The sequence below is a fragment of the Streptomyces flavovariabilis genome (assembly GCF_000725785.1).
In the GTDB taxonomy this organism is placed as follows: Bacteria; Actinomycetota; Actinomycetes; order Streptomycetales; family Streptomycetaceae; genus Streptomyces; species Streptomyces hawaiiensis.
Genome location: NZ_JNXD01000029.1, coordinates 35,502 through 51,573 on the forward strand (window position 1 = coordinate 35,502; position 16,072 = coordinate 51,573).

A 16,072-nucleotide genomic window follows, 5' to 3' on the forward strand; every position below is an offset into this window, starting at 1 on the left:
CCCTTCCGGGTCCGGCTGACGAGCGGCGCCGGACCCGGAAGGGTCACCACCGCTACTGCTTCCAGGCGTGGTGCAGCCGGTCCAGGCCGCTCTGGTTGTTCACCGTCAGGCTGAGTTTCGTGCCGGTGCCCTGGAGCGTGGTGAGGGAGTAGGTGTCACCGTTGCGCAGGCCGGGCCAGTAGACCGAGCCGAGACCCAGCTCGCGGATGGTGTCGGTCGCGGCCTGTATGTACGCGACCTCGTTGGAGGTGCCCACCGGGCCGTTGTAGTCCAGGCCGGTGGTCATCGAGGCGCCGAACTCGTCGAGGATCGTGCGCGAGGCGCAGTCGCCGATGCGTGCCTTGAAGTCCTGCTTCCACTGGTCGACGCTGGTCCAGTCGGTGTGCCAGAAGCCGTAGTTGTGCAGGGCCAGGCGCGTGCCCTTCAGGCGCGGGTCGGCGCAGACCGGCTTGACGTCCTCGCTGTACTTGTAGCCGCCGATCAGGACCCGGTCGCGGGGCACGTCGTTGTGGGTGTTCACCCACTTCGCGGCGATGTCGGTCCACTCCTGCGCGGTGTAGCCGAACGGCTCGTTCATCGGCTCGAAGTACACCTTGGGGTTGCGGGCGTAGGCGGAGGTGATCCGCGCCCACATCCGGTTCCAGGAAGCCTGGTCGTCGATCTTGCCGTCCTTGGCGTTGTCGGCCTCCCAGTAGCCCAGGATGACCTTGAAGCCCTTGGCGGTGGCGGCGTCGATCGCGCCCCGGTACGACTTCCAGAACGGTCCGTTCACCGAGGTCGGGTTGACCGGGAGGCGGACGGTGTTGGCGCCGAGCTTGGAGAATCCGCTGATGATCGCCTTGGACTTGGCGTAGGTGGTGACGTAGCCGTCGGAGGTGGACAGGCCCGAGGGCACGACGGCGTCGTCGGCGTAGTTGTCCCGCGGGTCGGCCCAGTTGACGCCCTTGAAGTCACTGACGGGGGGCGGGGTGGCGGGACGGTGGGCGGGAGAGGCGGCCGCTGGGGAAGCCAGGGTCCCGCCGAATACCGTGGCGCAGGCGAGCAGCGCCCCCAGTCCGGCTGTCCCTCGGTGAGTCTTTCGTGTCACGACGTCCCCTTCTGAGCAGTACGTTCGAGCGAACCTCGGGTACAGATCGGCGGCTCGTTGGCTCCCGCAAACTAGAAGAGAACCCGAACAGAGGTCAACACATCTGCACACCAAATTTCATCAAGAACGCAGGCTAGGAGCCCAGGGTCAGCCCCGATCCCGACACCCGCACCCGGATGCCGTCCTCCTCCACCCGTACGTCCTGCAGCCGCACGTCCCCCTGCTCCGGCTCGGGCAGTTCGAACGCCAGCGACAGCCGGTCCGCCAGCACCGGGCGGGTCAGGCCCGACAGGGAGTCGAGCAGCTTGGGGTCGAGGCCCAGCCGGCGCATGACGCCGGGGTTCTCCAGGGCCAGGTCGATGAGGTTGAGGCGGGCGGCCTGACGGGCGAAGCGCGGGGAGCCGGTCAGCTCGGTGAGCTTGCCGTCGTCGGCCAGGGCCTCGCGCACGGTCGTCTCGGGAACGCCCATCCGCTGCACGATGGCCGGCACCGACAGCAGCGCCTTGGCCTTGCGGGTCTCCCGGGCGAGGTCGGCGGTGCCCTTGGGCGTCAGATGCAGGCCCTCCGAGGGGCGGGTGCCGGGGCGGTAGGTGGCCAGGTCGCCGATGTCCAGGCGCATGTTGCCGATCTCGGTGGCGATGCCCCGCTCGCCCTGCCGCCGGATCCGGGCCTCGGCGCGCAGCCGCAGGTCGTGCCCGGCGACCGGCAGGGTGCCGTCGGCCCGGACCCGGTCACGGCCCTCGCCGGTGAACGTCACCTGTGAGGCGCCGAGTTCGCGGTTGAGGTCGGCGAAGGTCAGCTGGACGTCCCCGTCGAAGCGGGGGACGTGGGCGCCGCGCACGGAGGTGAGGCCGTCGGCGTCCAGTCGTACGTCGTGGGCCGTCGCCGACACCTTCGCCAGGGAGACCCGGTCGGCGGCGACGTCCGGGACGGTCACCTTCACCGAGTCCAGGTGCTTGTCGGCGAGCTGGGTGAGGAAGGGGAAGCCGCCGATCTCCACCTCGGGCGCCGCGGCCAGGTCGAGGCGGTCCTTGAGGGTGTCGGCGGCACGGTGCTCGGCGTACAGCACGGCCCAGCGGTCGCCGAGGGCGGTGAACGAGGCGAGGACGACCAGGCCGACCACCGCCTTCACCGCGAACGGCAGGCCAGCGAAACGATTCTTCCTACGGCGCCTGCCGCCGCGGCGATGGTCCGGCGGGGTCCAGGCGTCCTCGGCGCCCGCATCGCGTTCCTTCTCGAGGAACTCTTCCAGAGGGGTCTCCTCCAGAGGCCCGTCATCGAGGGCGGCGAGCTCCTCGTACGGGTTCGGACGGGGATGCGCATCTAGGTGGTGGGGGGTACGCATCGAGCCATCCGACCATGCGTACCGCCCCCACCCGCAACTCGAACCCCCGGTATGCGATCTACTTCACGATCGTGATGCGGTCCGCCTTCGGCGGGGCGATCGGGTTCGACGCCGAGGAGTTGGCCGTCAGGTACTGCTCCAGCGCGGTCAGGTCGTCGGCGCCTACGACGTCGTTCCCGCCCTGGCCGAGGGTCGGGAAGCCGTCGCCGCCGCCCGCGAGGAAGCTGTTCGTCGCGACGCGGTAGGTGGCCGCCGGGTCGATGGCCGAGCCGTTCAGCCTGATGCTGTCCGTGACCACTCGGTCGGCACCGGACTTGGTGAGGTCCAGGGTGTAGGTCAGGCCGGACGAGACCTGCAGGACCTTCGGGGCCGCCGCGTTCGGGCCGGACACCTGCTCCTTGAGCACCTGGATCAGCTGCGCGCCCGTGAAGTCCTGGAGGTTCACGGTGTTGGCGAACGGCTGGACCGTGAAGCCCTCGGCGTAGGTGACGACGCCGTCGCCCTCACCGGCCTTGGCCGCGTAGGTCAGGGGCGACCGGATACCGCCCGGGTTCATCAGCGCCAGGTCGGTCTCCGGGTCGAGCTGCTTGCCGTGGGCGAGCTGGGCGTCGGCGATGAGGTCGCCGAGCGGTGACTCGGTGCCGGTGTTGCCGATGTCGCCGGAGATGTAGCCGATCGGCTTGTTGCCGATGGGCGCGGCCAGCGTGTTCCACTTGCTGATCAGCTCGGTCATGTCGGGCGCCTTGGGGACGTCCCGGGTGACCACGCGGTTCGCGGACTTCACCGCCGTCCGGGCGATGTCGCCGGTCTTGCGGTCGTAGGTCAGCGTGGTGTCGGTGTAGAGGCGGCCGAAGGACGCGGCCGAGGTGACCATGCGGGGCTTGCCCGCCGGGTCGGCGATGCTGCACACGTACGCGTTGTGGGTGTGGCCGGTGACCAGCGCGTCCACCTGCGGCGTGACGTTCTTGGCGATGTCGACGATCGGGCCGGATATGCCGTCGCCCGCGCCCGGGGAGTCACAGTCGTAGTTGTACGACGTCGACGCCGGGAAGCCGCCCTCGTGGATGAGCGCGACGATCGACTTCACGCCCTGCTTCCGGAGCACCTCGGCGTACTTGTCGATCGTCTCGACCTCGTCCTTGAAGGACAGGCCCTTGACGCCCTCGGCGGAGACGATGTCAGGGGTGCCCTCCAGGGTCACGCCGATGAAGCCGACCTTGACGCCGTTCTTCTTCCACACCCAGTAGGGCCTGAGGATCGGCTTCTTGGTCTTCTCGTCGAGGACGTTGGCCGCCAGGTAGGGGAAGTCGGCGCCCTTGAACCTCTTGTCCGCGTAGCAGCCGTCCTTCGGGTGACAGCCGCCGTTCTGCAGCCGGGCCAGTTCCTTGGCACCCTCGTCGAACTCGTGGTTGCCGACGGAGGTGACGTCGAGGTCGAGCTTGTTCAGCGCCTCGATGGTGGGCTCGTCGTGGAACAGTCCGGAGATCAGCGGGGAAGCGCCGACCATGTCGCCGCCGGCCGCGGTGACGGAGTACTTCTCGCCCTTGCGGGCCTGCCGCAGATGCGTGGCGAGGTACTCGACGCCACCCGCGTCGATGGTCTTCGTCGTGCCGTCGTGCTGGTGCTCGGTGACCCGGCCGGACGAGCCCGTCGGCGGCTCCAGGTTGCCGTGCAGGTCGTTGAAGGACAGCAGCTGCACGTCCTGGTAGCGGCCGGGCCAGTGCCCGCCCTTGCGGTGGTCCTCCCCGGCGGTCGCCGCCCCCGGCAGGGCCGCGGCGGCCAGCGCGCCGACGGTGACGACACCGGCGGCGAGAGCGACGAAACGGTTCGTACGACGTCTCCGGCGCTCCGGATGCGCCGGTGAAGTGGCTGGCATACGCCCCCCTGTGGGTCTGCTGGGACAGTGATGTCGTCCGGCGCAGCCTAGAGTCAACGCGCGTAGCGCGACAGGCCTTTCGTGGTTACGACCTGGTTGCTTCTTTGCCGCCGTTTGCCGGTGGTGCCCCGTACCCTCGTACGTATGACCAGCGACGACACCGTACGGCCCGGCCGCCCCCGCTCGATCGAGACCCTTGCCGCGCTCCCCGCGGAGCAGACCGAGGCCGTGCTCGGGCTGCTCGACGAGGCGGCCCGGACCGACGGGCAGCAGGCGGTGTCCGAACAGGGCCGGTTGCGGGTGCGGGGCGGGGAGCGCGAGGGCGTGTCCCATCTGCTGCTGACCACCGGTGGGGAACTCGTCGGTTATGCCCAGCTGGAGGACACCGACGAGGTGGAGCCGCCCGCCGCCGAACTGGTGGTGCATCCCGGGCATCGCGGACACGGGCACGGCCGGGCTCTCGGCTCGGCCCTGCTGGCCGCCTCCGGCAAGCGACTTCGGGTGTGGGCGCACGGCGGGCACTCCGCCGCCCGGCACCTCGCCCAGGTCCTGGGCCTGACGCTGTTCCGCGAACTGCGCCAGATGCGCCGCCCATTGGCCGGCTTCGACGCCCCGGAGCCGGTGCTGCCCGAGGGCGTCACCGTGCGCACCTTCGAGCCCGGCCGGGACGACGCGGCCTGGCTCGCCGTCAACGCCGCAGCCTTCGCCCACCACCCCGAGCAGGGCTCCCTCACCCAGCGCGACCTCGACGACCGCAAGGCCGAGCCGTGGTTCGACCCCACGGGGTTCTTCCTCGCCTTCCGCGGCGACGACCTCGTGGGCTTCCACTGGACCAAGGTGCACGCCGATGAGGGCCTCGGCGAGGTGTACGTGCTCGGCGTCGGCCCCGACGCGCAGGGCGGCGGCCTCGGCAAGTCCCTGACCACGATCGGGCTGCGGCACCTGGCGGGGCAGGGTCTGCCCACGGCGATGCTGTACGTCGACGCCGACAACAAGGCGGCGGTGTCGGTGTACGAGCGGCTGGGGTTCGTCACGCACGAGGTGGACCTCATGTACCGGACGGAGACCTGAGCCGTGCCTTCGGTGCTCGGTCTCCGCGTCCGCCCGGCCGCCGAGGCCGATCTGGCCGCCCTCGTCCGACTCCGCGACGACGCCGCCCGCTGGATGCTGGCCCGTGGCATCACCGGGCAGTGGCGGCCGGGTGAGCTGGACGAGGACCACTTCCGCCGGGTCATGGCGCACGGCGAGGTCTGGCTGGCGGAGGCCGGTCGGCGGCTCGCGGGAGCCTGGGAGCTGTGGTGGGAGGACGAGGACGCCTGGGGTGCGCAGCCACCGGTGGCCGGATACGTGCACCGGCTGATGGTGGACCGCAGTACGGCTGCGCCCGGCACGGGACAGCTGCTGCTGGCGGCCGCGGAACGCCGGGTGGCCGAGGTCGGGCGGACCGCCGTGCGCCTCGACTGCCTGGCCACGAACACCCAGCTCAACGCCTACTACCGGGAGGCCGGTTACCGGGTCGTGGGACGCAAGGAGGGCAAGCCGCAGCCGGGCGGGCCGCCCAAGTCCTTCACGCTGATGGAGAAGCGGCTCGGGTAGGCGGGAGCTGTGCCCACGACGGCCGCCAGAACTCACCCTCCGGCGGCCGGGGGCGGGTCGCGACCAGGTGGTCGCGCAGGGCGGCCAGGCCGGGATGCGCGTTGTCCGTGCGCCAGAGCAGGGAGTGCGGATAGACCGGGACCGGGTCCCGCAGCGGGACGAGCCGCAGGTCGTGGCCGACCGGCCAGACGTGCGGGGTGCGTTCGCTGAGGAAGGTCGCCACGGTCGGGGAACCGGCGATCGTGTCGAGGAGCGCTTCGAGGCCGAAGTTGGGCCCGATGGTGTCGATGACCGGCCCGAACTCGGCGGCGAGTGCCTCGTAGTAGGCGTGCCACTCGGTCCCGGGCACGTTGCCCGGCATCCAGATCCGGTGTCCGGCGAGCTGCGCGGTCGTCACCGAGTCGGCCCGGGCGAACGGATGGCCGGGGCCGACGCACAGCCGCAGCGGCTCGTCGAGGACCGCGGTGGCCGTGATGCCGTCGGGGAGCCGCTGCCCGGGCATGGTGACGGCCCGGAAGGTGGCGTCGACGGCCCCGTCCCGCACGGCGGCCACGGCCGTGTCCACGTCGAAGAGCGTGACGACGTCCAGCGCGATCTCCGGGTGCGCCCGGTGGAAGTGCTGCACCAGCCCGCCGGGGGCGGCCCGGCGCCCCACGACGTCCACCCGCAGCGCCCGGTCCCCGGGCCGCACGGCGGCCGTCGCCCGCTCCTCGGCCTGGAGCAGGACCCGGGCGTGCGGCAGCAGGGCCTGCCCGTCGATGGTGAGCTCCGCCCCGCGCGGTGTGCGGACCAGCAGCCGCACACCGAGGTCCTTCTCCAGCGTGGCGATCCGCTTGGACACGGCCTGCTGGGTGAGGGCCAGGTCCACGGCGGCCTTCTGGAACTGCCCGGAGTCGGCGATCGCGACGAAGGCCCGTACGGCTTTGAGGTCCACGAGGCGCAGCGTAACCGCACAACTCGTGGCTGTCGGAGGGGCCGGTAAGAGGGAACCCCGAGGCCGGATGCGCCCCTTTGCACAACCACTCGACGTACTAGTGTGCTGCGCCGCAAGTTCCTGGGTGGTGGCTGAGCCGCGGACGGTCGACACCCGGATCGGCGGCGGAAGGTCCGACCGCCGAGACGAGACAGATCTACCGACGGATCTCTGGCGCAGGACACTGGCGCCGGACCCGCCGCCGCACCGGCTCCACCGCACCCAGCACGCCCACGAGCACCGCCCCGGCCAGCACCACCGCCCACCGATCATGCGCCGCCGCCCACCGCTCGTCCTCCACCGGCACGAGCAGCGCCCACCGCCCCGGCCAGAACAGCTGGACCAGCACCGCCGAGGTCAGAAGGCCGGCCGCGAACCGCGGCCCGGGCCTGGCGACGTCGCTGCAGCGCACCGCGACCGCCGCGGCGGCCACCGCCAGCACGAAGGCCGCCCCGGCCTCCAGCGTGATGTCGGCGACGGGGTCCGGGGCGAGCACCCGCCGACTCCCCCGTGAACGGCGTCCCGTTCACCCGCGCGACCTTCCACCCCGAGTCCCACTTCTGGCCCCTGCAGTACGTGGAGACCGGCCTGCTCCTGGCCGTGGCCGCCGCCGCGACGGCCGCCGCGTTCGTCCTGCTGGTCCGCCGCCTCCCCTGAACCCGGTCCGCGCGTCCTTCCACGGGGGGATGGACGCGCGGACCGCCCGCCGCGGGCCCCCTGCGAGCCGCCCCCCGCTATCCCGCACGTCATGTCCCCGTAACCATCGATTCAGACGAGCTTGCGAAGCTCGGCCAATGAATCCCGCCGTGCCCGAGCCTCCCCCGCCCCGCGAGGGTCCCGAGGGGAACGGGAGCACTCATGTGACACCTCCGCTCCCGCCCGCGCTGTCCGACGCGCCCGTGATGCTCGCGGCGCGGAAGAATGGGGCCATGAGCCAGCCGAACACCCAGGCACAGGTCCAGCACGCGCAGCCCTCCGTGGGCTCCATAGCAGCCCACCGCCCGCACACGGTGGCGGCGGCGGTCTCCGATCTGGAACCCGACATCGACGCCGACCTCGACGCGTACGAGGAGTCGCCGTACGACGGGCCCCAGCTGCCGCAGGGCCGCTTCCTCGACCGGGAGCGCAGCTGGCTCGCGTTCAACGAGCGCGTGCTCGAACTCGCCGAGGACCCGAACACACCCCTGCTGGAGCGGGCCAACTTCCTCGCGATCTTCGCCAGCAACCTGGACGAGTTCTTCATGGTCCGGGTCGCCGGACTGAAGCGCCGTATCGCCACCGGCGTGGCCACCCGCTCCGCCTCCGGCCTCCAGCCCCGCGAGGTGCTGGAGATGATCTGGGCCCGCTCCCGCGAGCTCATGGCCCGGCACGCCGCCTGCTACCACGAGGACGTCGCCCCCGCACTCGCGGAGGAGGGCGTCCACCTGGTCCGCTGGAACGAGCTGCACGAGAAGGAGCAGGCCCGCCTGTTCACCCTGTTCCGGCACCAGATCTTCCCCGTGCTGACCCCGCTGGCGGTCGACCCGGCCCACCCCTTCCCGTACATCTCCGGCCTGTCCCTGAACCTGGCCGTCGTCGTACGGAACCCGGTCACGGGCCACAAGCACTTCGCCCGGGTGAAGGTGCCGCCGCTGCTGTCCCGCTTCCTGGAGAGCTCCCCGGGCCGCTACGTCCCCATCGAGGACGTCATCGCCGCCCACCTGGAGGAGCTGTTCCCGGGCATGGAGGTCCTGGAGCACCACGCCTTCCGCCTCACCCGCAACGAGGACCTGGAGGTCGAGGAGGACGACGCCGAGAACCTCCTCCAGGCCCTGGAGAAGGAGCTCATGCGGCGCCGCTTCGGCCCGCCGGTGCGCCTGGAGGTGGAGGAGTCCATCGACCGGGAGGTCCTGGACCTGCTGGTGCGCGAGCTGAAGATCAGCGAGGCCGAGGTGTACCCGCTGCCGGGCCCGCTGGACCTCACGGGCCTGTTCCGGATCGCCTCCCTGGACCGGCCGGAGCTGAAGTACCGCAAGTTCGTCGCCGGCACCCACCGCGATCTCGCCGAGGTCGAGTCGGCGTCCCCGCCGGACATCTTCGCCGCGCTGCGCGAGCGGGACGTCCTGCTGCACCACCCGTACGACTCCTTCTCCACCTCCGTCCAGGCCTTCCTGGAGCAGGCGGCCGGCGACCCGGACGTCCTCGCGATCAAGCAGACCCTGTACCGGACCTCCGGCGACTCCCCGATAGTCGACGCGCTCATCGAGGCCGCCGAGTCCGGCAAGCAGGTCCTGGTCCTGGTCGAGATCAAGGCCCGCTTCGACGAGCACGCCAACATCAAGTGGGCGCGCAAGCTGGAGGAGGCGGGCTGCCACGTGGTCTACGGCCTGGTCGGGTTGAAGACCCACTGCAAGCTGTCGCTGGTGGTCCGCCAGGAGGGCGAGACGCTCCGCCGTTACAGCCACGTCGGCACCGGCAACTACCACCCGAAGACGGCCCGCCTCTACGAGGACCTCGGCCTGCTCACGGCCGACCCGCAGGTCGGCGCCGACCTGTCGGACCTCTTCAACCGCCTGTCCGGCTACTCGCGCCGGGAGACCTACCGCCGGCTGCTCGTCGCCCCCAAGTCACTGCGCGACGGCCTGGTCTCGCGGATCACCAAGGAAGTCCAGCACCACCGTGCGGGGCGCCCCGCCTACGTCCGCATCAAGGTCAACTCGATGGTCGACGAGGCCCTCATCGACGCCTGCTACCGCGCGGCCCAGGCGGGCGTTCCGGTGGACATCTGGGTGCGCGGCATCTGCGCGCTGCGCCCGGGCGTGGCGGGCCTGTCGGAGAACATCCGGGTCCGCTCGATCCTCGGCCGCTTCCTGGAGCACTCCCGGGTGTTCGCCTTCGGCAACGGCGGCGAGCCCGAGGTGTGGTTCGGCAGCGCCGACATGATGCACCGCAACCTCGACCGCCGGATAGAGGCCCTGGTCCGGGTCACCGACCCGGCCCACCGGGCAGCCCTGAACCGGCTGCTGGAGACCGGCATGTCCGACTCCACCGCCTCCTGGCACCTCAGCCCGGACGGCGACTGGACCCGGCATGCGACCGACGCGGACGGACAGCCCCTGCGCAACGTCCAGGAGATGCTCATAGACGCCCGGAGGCGCCGGCGTGGCACAGCAACACCTTGACCCGACGGATCCCCGGCCCGGGCACGTCGGGCCCGGCCCCACCGGTGACGCCCTCGCGGGCTATCTGCGGACCCAGGCCACGGAGTTCCTCCGAGCGCTGCGCCTGCACCGGGAGACGGGGGCGGGTGCGCACGGCACGGAGGGGTCCGCCGAGGCGGCCCGCGCCCTGCGCCGCTCGGCCCGCCGCGTCAGCGCCAGCCTGCACACGTTCCAGTCCCTCCTCGACACGGACTGGTGTGAGGCCATGCGCCCCGAACTGGCGTGGGTGTCGGGCACGTTGGCGATGGAACACGCGTACACGGCCCGGCTGGAACGCCTGCTGACGGCCCTGCACCGGCTGTCGGGCTCGACGGCGTTCCCGGCCCGGACGAGTGCGGGGGTGGGCGCGGGGGCACCACCGTCCAAGGCCGGCACCCCCACCCAGGAACGCGGAAACCTGACGGTGGGAGCGGCGAAAGCGGGGGCCCTGCTGGACCGCCAGCTGACCCTCGCCCGCACCCGGGCCCACTCCACGGCCCTGCAGGCCCTGGGCTCCAGCCGCTTCCACGCCATCGCGGACAAGGTCGCCGTCCTGGCCAGCGAGGTCCCCCTGACCGGGACCGCCACCGGAACGGACCTGCGCCCCCTCGCCACGGCGGCCGAGGACCGCCTCAGGGACGCGGTCACCACCCTTCCCCTGGTCACCGCGGGCAGCCCGTACAACGCCGCGGCCCTCATCCACGGCCTGTCCCCGGACACGGTGCCGCATCCGCAGGACGCCCCGTGGCACCAGGTCCGCCTGCTGCTGCGCCTGCACCGCTACGCCCGCGAGGCCGTCAGCGGCCCCAAGGGCAACGCCGTCGTCGACCTGCGCCTGCTCTCCGCGGGCCAGGCCCTGAACCGGCACCGCGACGCCTCGGAGGCGGCGGCAGCGGCGGCCCAGGCGGCCCGTACCCCCCGCATCGCGCCGGCCACCGCGTACGCCCTCGGCGTGCTCCACGCCGACCAGCGGCACGAGGTGGAGGCGGCGCGTTTCGCGTTCCAGCAGGCCTGGCAGAAGGAGACCGTCGGCGCGTCATGACCAGGTCCGGCACCAGGAGGCGGTGAAACCGGTGAGCACCCCCAAGGACACCACCGTTCAAGCGGCGGGCTGCGTCCTGTGGCGCCGCTCCCCCACCACCGGCGAGCCGGAGCTCTGCCTCGTCCACCGGCCGAAATACGACGACTGGTCGTGGCCCAAGGGGAAACTGAAGCGCGGCGAGGAGGCACTCGCGGGCGCACTGCGCGAGGTGGCGGAGGAGACGGGCTGCCGGGCCGTGCCGGGTGTCGAGCTGTCCACTCTGCGCTACCCGGCGAACGGCCGCCCCAAGCAGGTCCGCTACTGGGCGGCCGAGGCCGTGTCCTGCGCGTTCTCCCCCACGGACGAGGTGGACCGGGTCCTGTGGCTGGCGCCCGCCGCCGCCCGCGACCGTCTCACACAGTCCCAGGACCGGCCCCTGGTCGACGAACTGCTCGCCGTTCTGCGCCTGCCCCGAACGGCCGGCTGACCGGACGGTCCCGTTTCGCCCGCAAAAGCGGAATGCCGACATGCTCTCCCCGTAAGCATTCCGTGACCTCACCAGGCCTTAGGCAGGGGTTCACCCCTCGTTCATGTGCGGCCATCGGCGCCTTCATCTGATCTGCCTAATTTCAGCCTTACCGACGCGAGCCGCGCCTGCCGAGTGCGACCGCGTCCGTGTCACTCAGACTTCGCACGCCGCCGATCAGGACGGCGGCTCCTGGAAGGAACTCAAGTGAAGCTTCAGCGCATGAACCGGCGGGCCCTCGCTCTCGGTGCTCTCGCCGTCTCCGGCGCCCTGGCCCTCACGGCGTGCGGCTCCGACGACACCGGCGGCAACAGCGGCGGCGGTTCCTCCAACGCCGCCGCGCCGAGCAACGTCAAGTGCGACGACGCCAAGGGCCAGCTGCTGGCCGACGGCTCGTCCGCGCAGAAGAACGCGATCGACGCCTGGGTGAAGCAGTTCACCGCCGCCTGCCAGGGCGTGCAGATCAACTACAAGGGCGGCGGCTCCGGCGCCGGTGTCACCGCGTTCACCCAGGGCCAGGTCGCCTTCGCCGGCTCCGACTCCGCACTGAAGCCCGACGAGGTCACCGCCTCCAAGAAGGTCTGCTCCGGCGGCCAGGGCATCGACCTGCCGATGGTCGGCGGCCCGATCGCGGTCGGCTTCAACGTCGACGGCGTGGACAGCCTCGTCCTGGACGCCCCGACCCTGGCGAAGATCTTCAACAACCAGATCACCAACTGGAACGACAAGCAGATCCAGAAGCTGAACCCCGACGCGAAGCTTCCGAACCTCAAGATCCAGGCGTTCCACCGCTCGGACGACTCCGGCACCACGGACAACTTCACCAAGTACCTGATGGCCACCGCCAAGAGCGACTGGCCCTACGACGGCGGCAAGACCTGGCAGGCCAAGGGCGGCCAGTCCGCCTCCGGCTCCTCCGGTGTCGCCCAGCAGGTGAAGCAGACCAACGGCGCCATCGGCTACTTCGAGCTGTCGTACGCCAAGGACGGCCTGAAGACGGTCGACCTCGACACGGGCGCCGCCCAGCCGGTCAAGGCCACCGTCGAGAACGCCACCAAGGCGATCTCCGAGGCCAAGGTCGTCGGCACGGGCAAGGACCTCGCCCTGGAGCTGAACTACGGCACCAAGGCCGAGGGCGCCTACCCGATGGTCCTCGTCACGTACGAGATCGTCTGCGACAAGGGCAACAAGGCCGACACCCTGCCCGGCACCAAGGCGTTCCTGCGCTACATCGCCTCCGAGGACGGCCAGAAGATCCTCGCCGAGAACGACTACGCGCCGATCCCCGCCGACATCATCTCCCAGGTCCGCACCACCATCGAGGGCCTGAGCTGACCCGAGTGCGGTCCGGTCCCCTCCCCGGGACCGGACCGCACCGTCCGGTGCACCGCCGCCAGTGGCCGTATCTCACCTACGGCTCCGCAGACCGGAGAACCTGATGGGCACACCCACACAGACAACCGAGACACCTCCCCCCGCTCCGCAGCCGACCGTCGACAAGCGCGCCGTGCGCGGGGCCACCCGGCCCGGAGACCGGATCTTCCTCGCCTTCTCCCGCGGCTCGGGCATCCTGCTGCTGGTGATCATGGCCGCGATCGCGGTCTTCCTCACCTACCGCGCCTCCCTCGCGATCAGCAAGGACCAGGGCAACTTCCTCACGACCTTCCAGTGGGACACCAACCTCGTCCCGCCGGACTTCGGCATCGCCGTCCTGGCCTTCGGCACGGTCGTCTCCTCGATCGTCGCCATGGTCATCGCGGTCCCGGTCGCCGTCGCCATCGCGCTGTTCCTCACGCACTACGCCCCGCGCCGGATGCGCGGCCCCATCGCGTACGTGATCGACCTGCTCGCCGCCGTGCCGTCCATCGTCTACGGCCTCTGGGGCGCCCTCGTCCTCGTGCCGCACATGAACGGCCTCTTCGGCTGGCTGAACGACTACCTCGGCTGGACCGGCATCTTCTCGTGGGAGGGCGGCGCCCCCCGCTCGATGCTGACCGTCGGCATCCTGCTCGCGATCATGATCCTGCCGATCATCACCAACGTGAGCCGCGAGGTCTTCCGCCAGGTCCCGCAGATGCACGAGGAGGCGGCCCTGGCGCTCGGCGCCACCCGCTGGGAGGTGATCCGCATGGCGGTCATCCCCTTCGGCCGCTCCGGCGTCATCTCCGCCTCGATGCTGGGCCTCGGCCGCGCCCTGGGCGAGACCATGGCCGTCGCCACGGTGCTCTCCCCGACCTTCGACATCCAGGCCAGCCTGCTCGACCCGGGCGGCGGCACGTTCGCCCAGAACATCGCCAGCAAGTTCGGTGAGGCCACCGAGTTCGGCCGGGACGCGCTGATCGCCTCCGGTCTGGTCCTGTTCGTCATCACCCTGCTGGTCAACGGCGCGGCCCGCGCGATCATCGCCCGCCGCAAGGAGTACTCGGGGGCCAACGCATGAGCACCGCAACACTGACCCCGAAGGGCCCCAGCAGCCTGCGCGGTGCCCGTCTGCCCAAGTGGTCGCCGTACGCCATCGCCGCCGGCTCGATCGCTCTCGCGGTCGGCATCGGCCTCGCCGGCGGCCTGCACAGCCGCGTCCAGTGGGGCCTGATCGCCGCGATCCTGTACGTCGTCGGCACGTACGCCATCGCCGCGGGCGTCGAGGGCAAGCGGCAGGCCAAGGACCGCATCGCGACCTCCCTCGTCTGGGTCGCCTTCCTGCTCGCCGTCATCCCGCTGGCCTCGCTGGTCTGGTCGACCGTCGTGCGCGGTGTGAAGGTCCTCGACGTCTACTTCCTGACGCACTCCATGGGCGTCGTAGCCGACACCGAGCCCGGCGGCGGTATCTACCACGCCATCCTCGGCACCCTGGAGCAGGTCGGACTCGCCACGGTGATCGCCGCGCCGATCGGCGTGCTCACCGCGATCTACCTCGTCGAGTACGGCCGGGGCAACCTCTCCAGGGCCATCACGTTCTTCGTCGACGTCATGACCGGCATCCCGTCGATCGTCGCGGGCCTGTTCATCCTCAGCCTCATGCTGATGTTCGACATGGAGCCCTTCGGCTTCGCCGGCTCGCTGGCCCTGGCCATCCTGATGATGCCGGTCGTCGTGCGCTCCACGGAGGAGATGCTCAAGCTCGTCCCGAACGAGCTGCGCGAGGCCTCCCTGGCGCTCGGCGTCCCGAAGTGGCGCACCATCCTGAAGGTGGTCCTGCCGACCTCCATCGGCGGCATCACCACGGGCATCATGCTCTCGATCGCCCGCATCACCGGTGAGACCGCCCCGGTCCTGCTGCTGGTGTGGGGCAACGCGTTCATCAACGCCAACCCCTTCGAGGGGGCGCAGGCCTCGCTGCCGCTGTACATCTACCAGCAGTACGCGAACAGCGCGGGCTCCGGTGCGGCGTACGACCGTGCCTGGGCGGCGTCACTCACCCTGATCGCCTTCGTGATGCTCCTGAACCTGGTGGCCCGCGGGATCGCCCGCTGGAAGGCCCCGAAGACCGGTCGCTGAAGCGTCAATCTGCGGCTACCGCCGCGCGGGGCCCCACCGCGACCCCCAGACTTTCGGAAGTGAAGTAGAGACATGGCCAAGCGAATCGACGTAAGCGGACTCACCGCCTACTACGGCTCCCACAAGGCGATCGAGGACATCTCGATGACCGTCGAGCCGCGTTCGGTGACGGCGTTCATCGGCCCGTCCGGCTGCGGCAAGTCGACGTTCCTGCGCACGCTGAACCGGATGCACGAGGTGACCTCGGGCGGCCGGGTCGAGGGCAAGGTGCTCCTCGACGACGAGGACCTCTACGGCACGGGCATCGACCCGGTGTCCGTGCGCCGTGAGGTCGGCATGGTGTTCCAGCGGCCGAACCCGTTCCCGACGATGTCGATCTTCGACAACGTCGCGGCGGGACTGCGGCTGAACGGCAGCTACAGGAAGAGCGAGCTCGCCGAGATCGTCGAGCGCTCGCTCAAGGGCGCGAACCTCTGGAACGAGGTCAAGGACCGGCTGAACAAGCCCGGCTCGGGCCTGTCCGGCGGCCAGCAGCAGCGTCTGTGCATCGCGCGGGCGATCGCGGTCGAGCCGAACGTCCTGCTCATGGACGAGCCCTGCTCGGCGCTCGACCCGATCTCCACGCTCGCGATCGAGGATCTGATCGGCGAGCTCAAGGAGCGCTTCACGATCGTCATCGTGACGCACAACATGCAGCAGGCGGCCCGTGTCTCCGACCGCACGGCGTTCTTCAACCTCGCGGCGGTCGGCCAGCCCGGCAAGCTCATCGAGATCGACGACACGGAGCGCATCTTCTCCAACCCGTCGGTCCAGGCCACGGAGGACTACATCTCCGGCCGCTTCGGCTGATCCGGCCTGCCGAGTCTCCTCGCGGTGCTGCATGGCGGTGCCACCGCGAGGCCGAAAAGGGCCCGCCCCCGGCTCCCGGGGGCGGGCCTTTCACCAACTGCGGGCATGCGTGCCGCCAAGGG

At 70.8% G+C, this 16,072-nt stretch carries 15 protein-coding genes; 10 read left to right on the forward strand and 5 right to left on the reverse strand.

What is annotated here, in order from left to right; translation table 11 throughout:
- Positions 1 to 52 precede the first annotated feature (52 nt).
- The 3 genes from IO24_RS0136035 to IO24_RS0136045 form a co-directional block, all read right to left on the reverse strand.
- Positions 53 to 1,087 (reverse strand): glycoside hydrolase family 5 protein, encoded by a 1,035-nt coding sequence (locus tag IO24_RS0136035; RefSeq protein ID WP_031143407.1) that lies wholly within the window; start codon positions 1,085 to 1,087, stop codon positions 53 to 55.
- Positions 1,088 to 1,220: 133 nt separating this feature from the next.
- A complete protein-coding gene (locus tag IO24_RS0136040; RefSeq protein ID WP_031143408.1) occupies positions 1,221 to 2,432 on the reverse strand; it encodes an LmeA family phospholipid-binding protein in 1,212 nt (403 codons plus the stop codon).
- Positions 2,433 to 2,490: 58 nt separating this feature from the next.
- Positions 2,491 to 4,308, reverse strand: coding sequence for a bifunctional metallophosphatase/5'-nucleotidase (locus IO24_RS0136045; RefSeq protein WP_031143409.1), 1,818 nt, complete (start codon positions 4,306 to 4,308; stop codon positions 2,491 to 2,493).
- Positions 4,309 to 4,452: 144 nt separating this feature from the next.
- Here IO24_RS0136045 and mshD point away from each other — a divergent pair, with 144 nt between their 5' ends.
- Positions 4,453 to 5,379 (forward strand): mycothiol synthase, encoded by a 927-nt coding sequence (gene mshD, locus IO24_RS0136050; RefSeq protein ID WP_031143410.1) that lies wholly within the window; start codon positions 4,453 to 4,455, stop codon positions 5,377 to 5,379.
- A 12-nt stretch (positions 5,380 to 5,391) separates the two neighbouring features.
- Positions 5,392 to 5,904: a GNAT family N-acetyltransferase gene (locus IO24_RS0136055; protein ID WP_107063096.1), complete on the forward strand. Its 513-nt coding sequence runs from the start codon at positions 5,392 to 5,394 to the stop codon at positions 5,902 to 5,904.
- Here the strand turns inward: IO24_RS0136055 and IO24_RS0136060 are convergent.
- Together IO24_RS0136060 and IO24_RS0136065 are read right to left on the reverse strand one after the other, a co-directional pair.
- Positions 5,876 to 6,838: a LysR family transcriptional regulator gene (locus tag IO24_RS0136060; RefSeq protein ID WP_031143414.1), complete on the reverse strand. Its 963-nt coding sequence runs from the start codon at positions 6,836 to 6,838 to the stop codon at positions 5,876 to 5,878. The two genes, IO24_RS0136055 and IO24_RS0136060, sit on opposite strands and share 29 nt — an antisense overlap.
- 196 nt (positions 6,839 to 7,034) lie before the next feature.
- Positions 7,035 to 7,373, reverse strand: coding sequence for a hypothetical protein (locus tag IO24_RS0136065; RefSeq protein WP_157851316.1), 339 nt, complete (start codon positions 7,371 to 7,373; stop codon positions 7,035 to 7,037).
- A gap of 14 nt (positions 7,374 to 7,387) precedes the next feature.
- Between IO24_RS0136065 and IO24_RS45355 the strand changes: the two genes are divergently transcribed.
- The 8 genes from IO24_RS45355 to pstB all read left to right on the forward strand — a co-directional run bounded on the left by IO24_RS45355 (position 7,388) and on the right by pstB (position 15,950).
- Positions 7,388 to 7,534, forward strand: coding sequence for a hypothetical protein (locus IO24_RS45355; RefSeq protein WP_157851317.1), 147 nt, complete (start codon positions 7,388 to 7,390; stop codon positions 7,532 to 7,534).
- A gap of 272 nt (positions 7,535 to 7,806) precedes the next feature.
- Complete coding sequence (locus tag IO24_RS0136075; RefSeq protein WP_031143418.1) at positions 7,807 to 10,038, forward strand: RNA degradosome polyphosphate kinase; 2,232 nt, start codon at positions 7,807 to 7,809, stop codon at positions 10,036 to 10,038.
- On the forward strand, positions 10,019 to 11,098 hold the full coding sequence (locus tag IO24_RS0136080) for a CHAD domain-containing protein (RefSeq protein WP_031143420.1): 1,080 nt from the start codon (positions 10,019 to 10,021) through the stop codon (positions 11,096 to 11,098). Before IO24_RS0136075 ends, IO24_RS0136080 begins: the two co-directional genes overlap by 20 nt.
- Positions 11,099 to 11,129: 31 nt before the next feature.
- Positions 11,130 to 11,564: an NUDIX hydrolase gene (locus IO24_RS0136085; RefSeq protein WP_031143422.1), complete on the forward strand. Its 435-nt coding sequence runs from the start codon at positions 11,130 to 11,132 to the stop codon at positions 11,562 to 11,564.
- Between the two features lie 246 nt (positions 11,565 to 11,810).
- Entirely contained in the window at positions 11,811 to 12,938 is a 1,128-nt protein-coding gene (gene pstS, locus IO24_RS0136090) for a phosphate ABC transporter substrate-binding protein PstS (RefSeq protein ID WP_031143424.1), read from the forward strand.
- A 103-nt stretch (positions 12,939 to 13,041) separates the two neighbouring features.
- Positions 13,042 to 14,043, forward strand: a complete 1,002-nt coding sequence (gene pstC, locus IO24_RS0136095) for a phosphate ABC transporter permease subunit PstC (protein ID WP_031143426.1) — start codon at positions 13,042 to 13,044, stop codon at positions 14,041 to 14,043.
- Positions 14,040 to 15,101 carry a phosphate ABC transporter permease PstA gene (pstA, locus tag IO24_RS0136100; protein ID WP_031143428.1) on the forward strand — a complete coding sequence of 354 codons (1,062 nt, stop codon included), beginning with the start codon at positions 14,040 to 14,042 and terminating at the stop codon, positions 15,099 to 15,101. The genes pstC and pstA overlap by 4 nt, the downstream gene beginning before the upstream one ends.
- A gap of 72 nt (positions 15,102 to 15,173) precedes the next feature.
- Positions 15,174 to 15,950 (forward strand): phosphate ABC transporter ATP-binding protein PstB, encoded by a 777-nt coding sequence (gene pstB, locus IO24_RS0136105; protein ID WP_031143430.1) that lies wholly within the window; start codon positions 15,174 to 15,176, stop codon positions 15,948 to 15,950.
- The last annotated feature ends 122 nt before the right edge of the window (positions 15,951 to 16,072 follow it).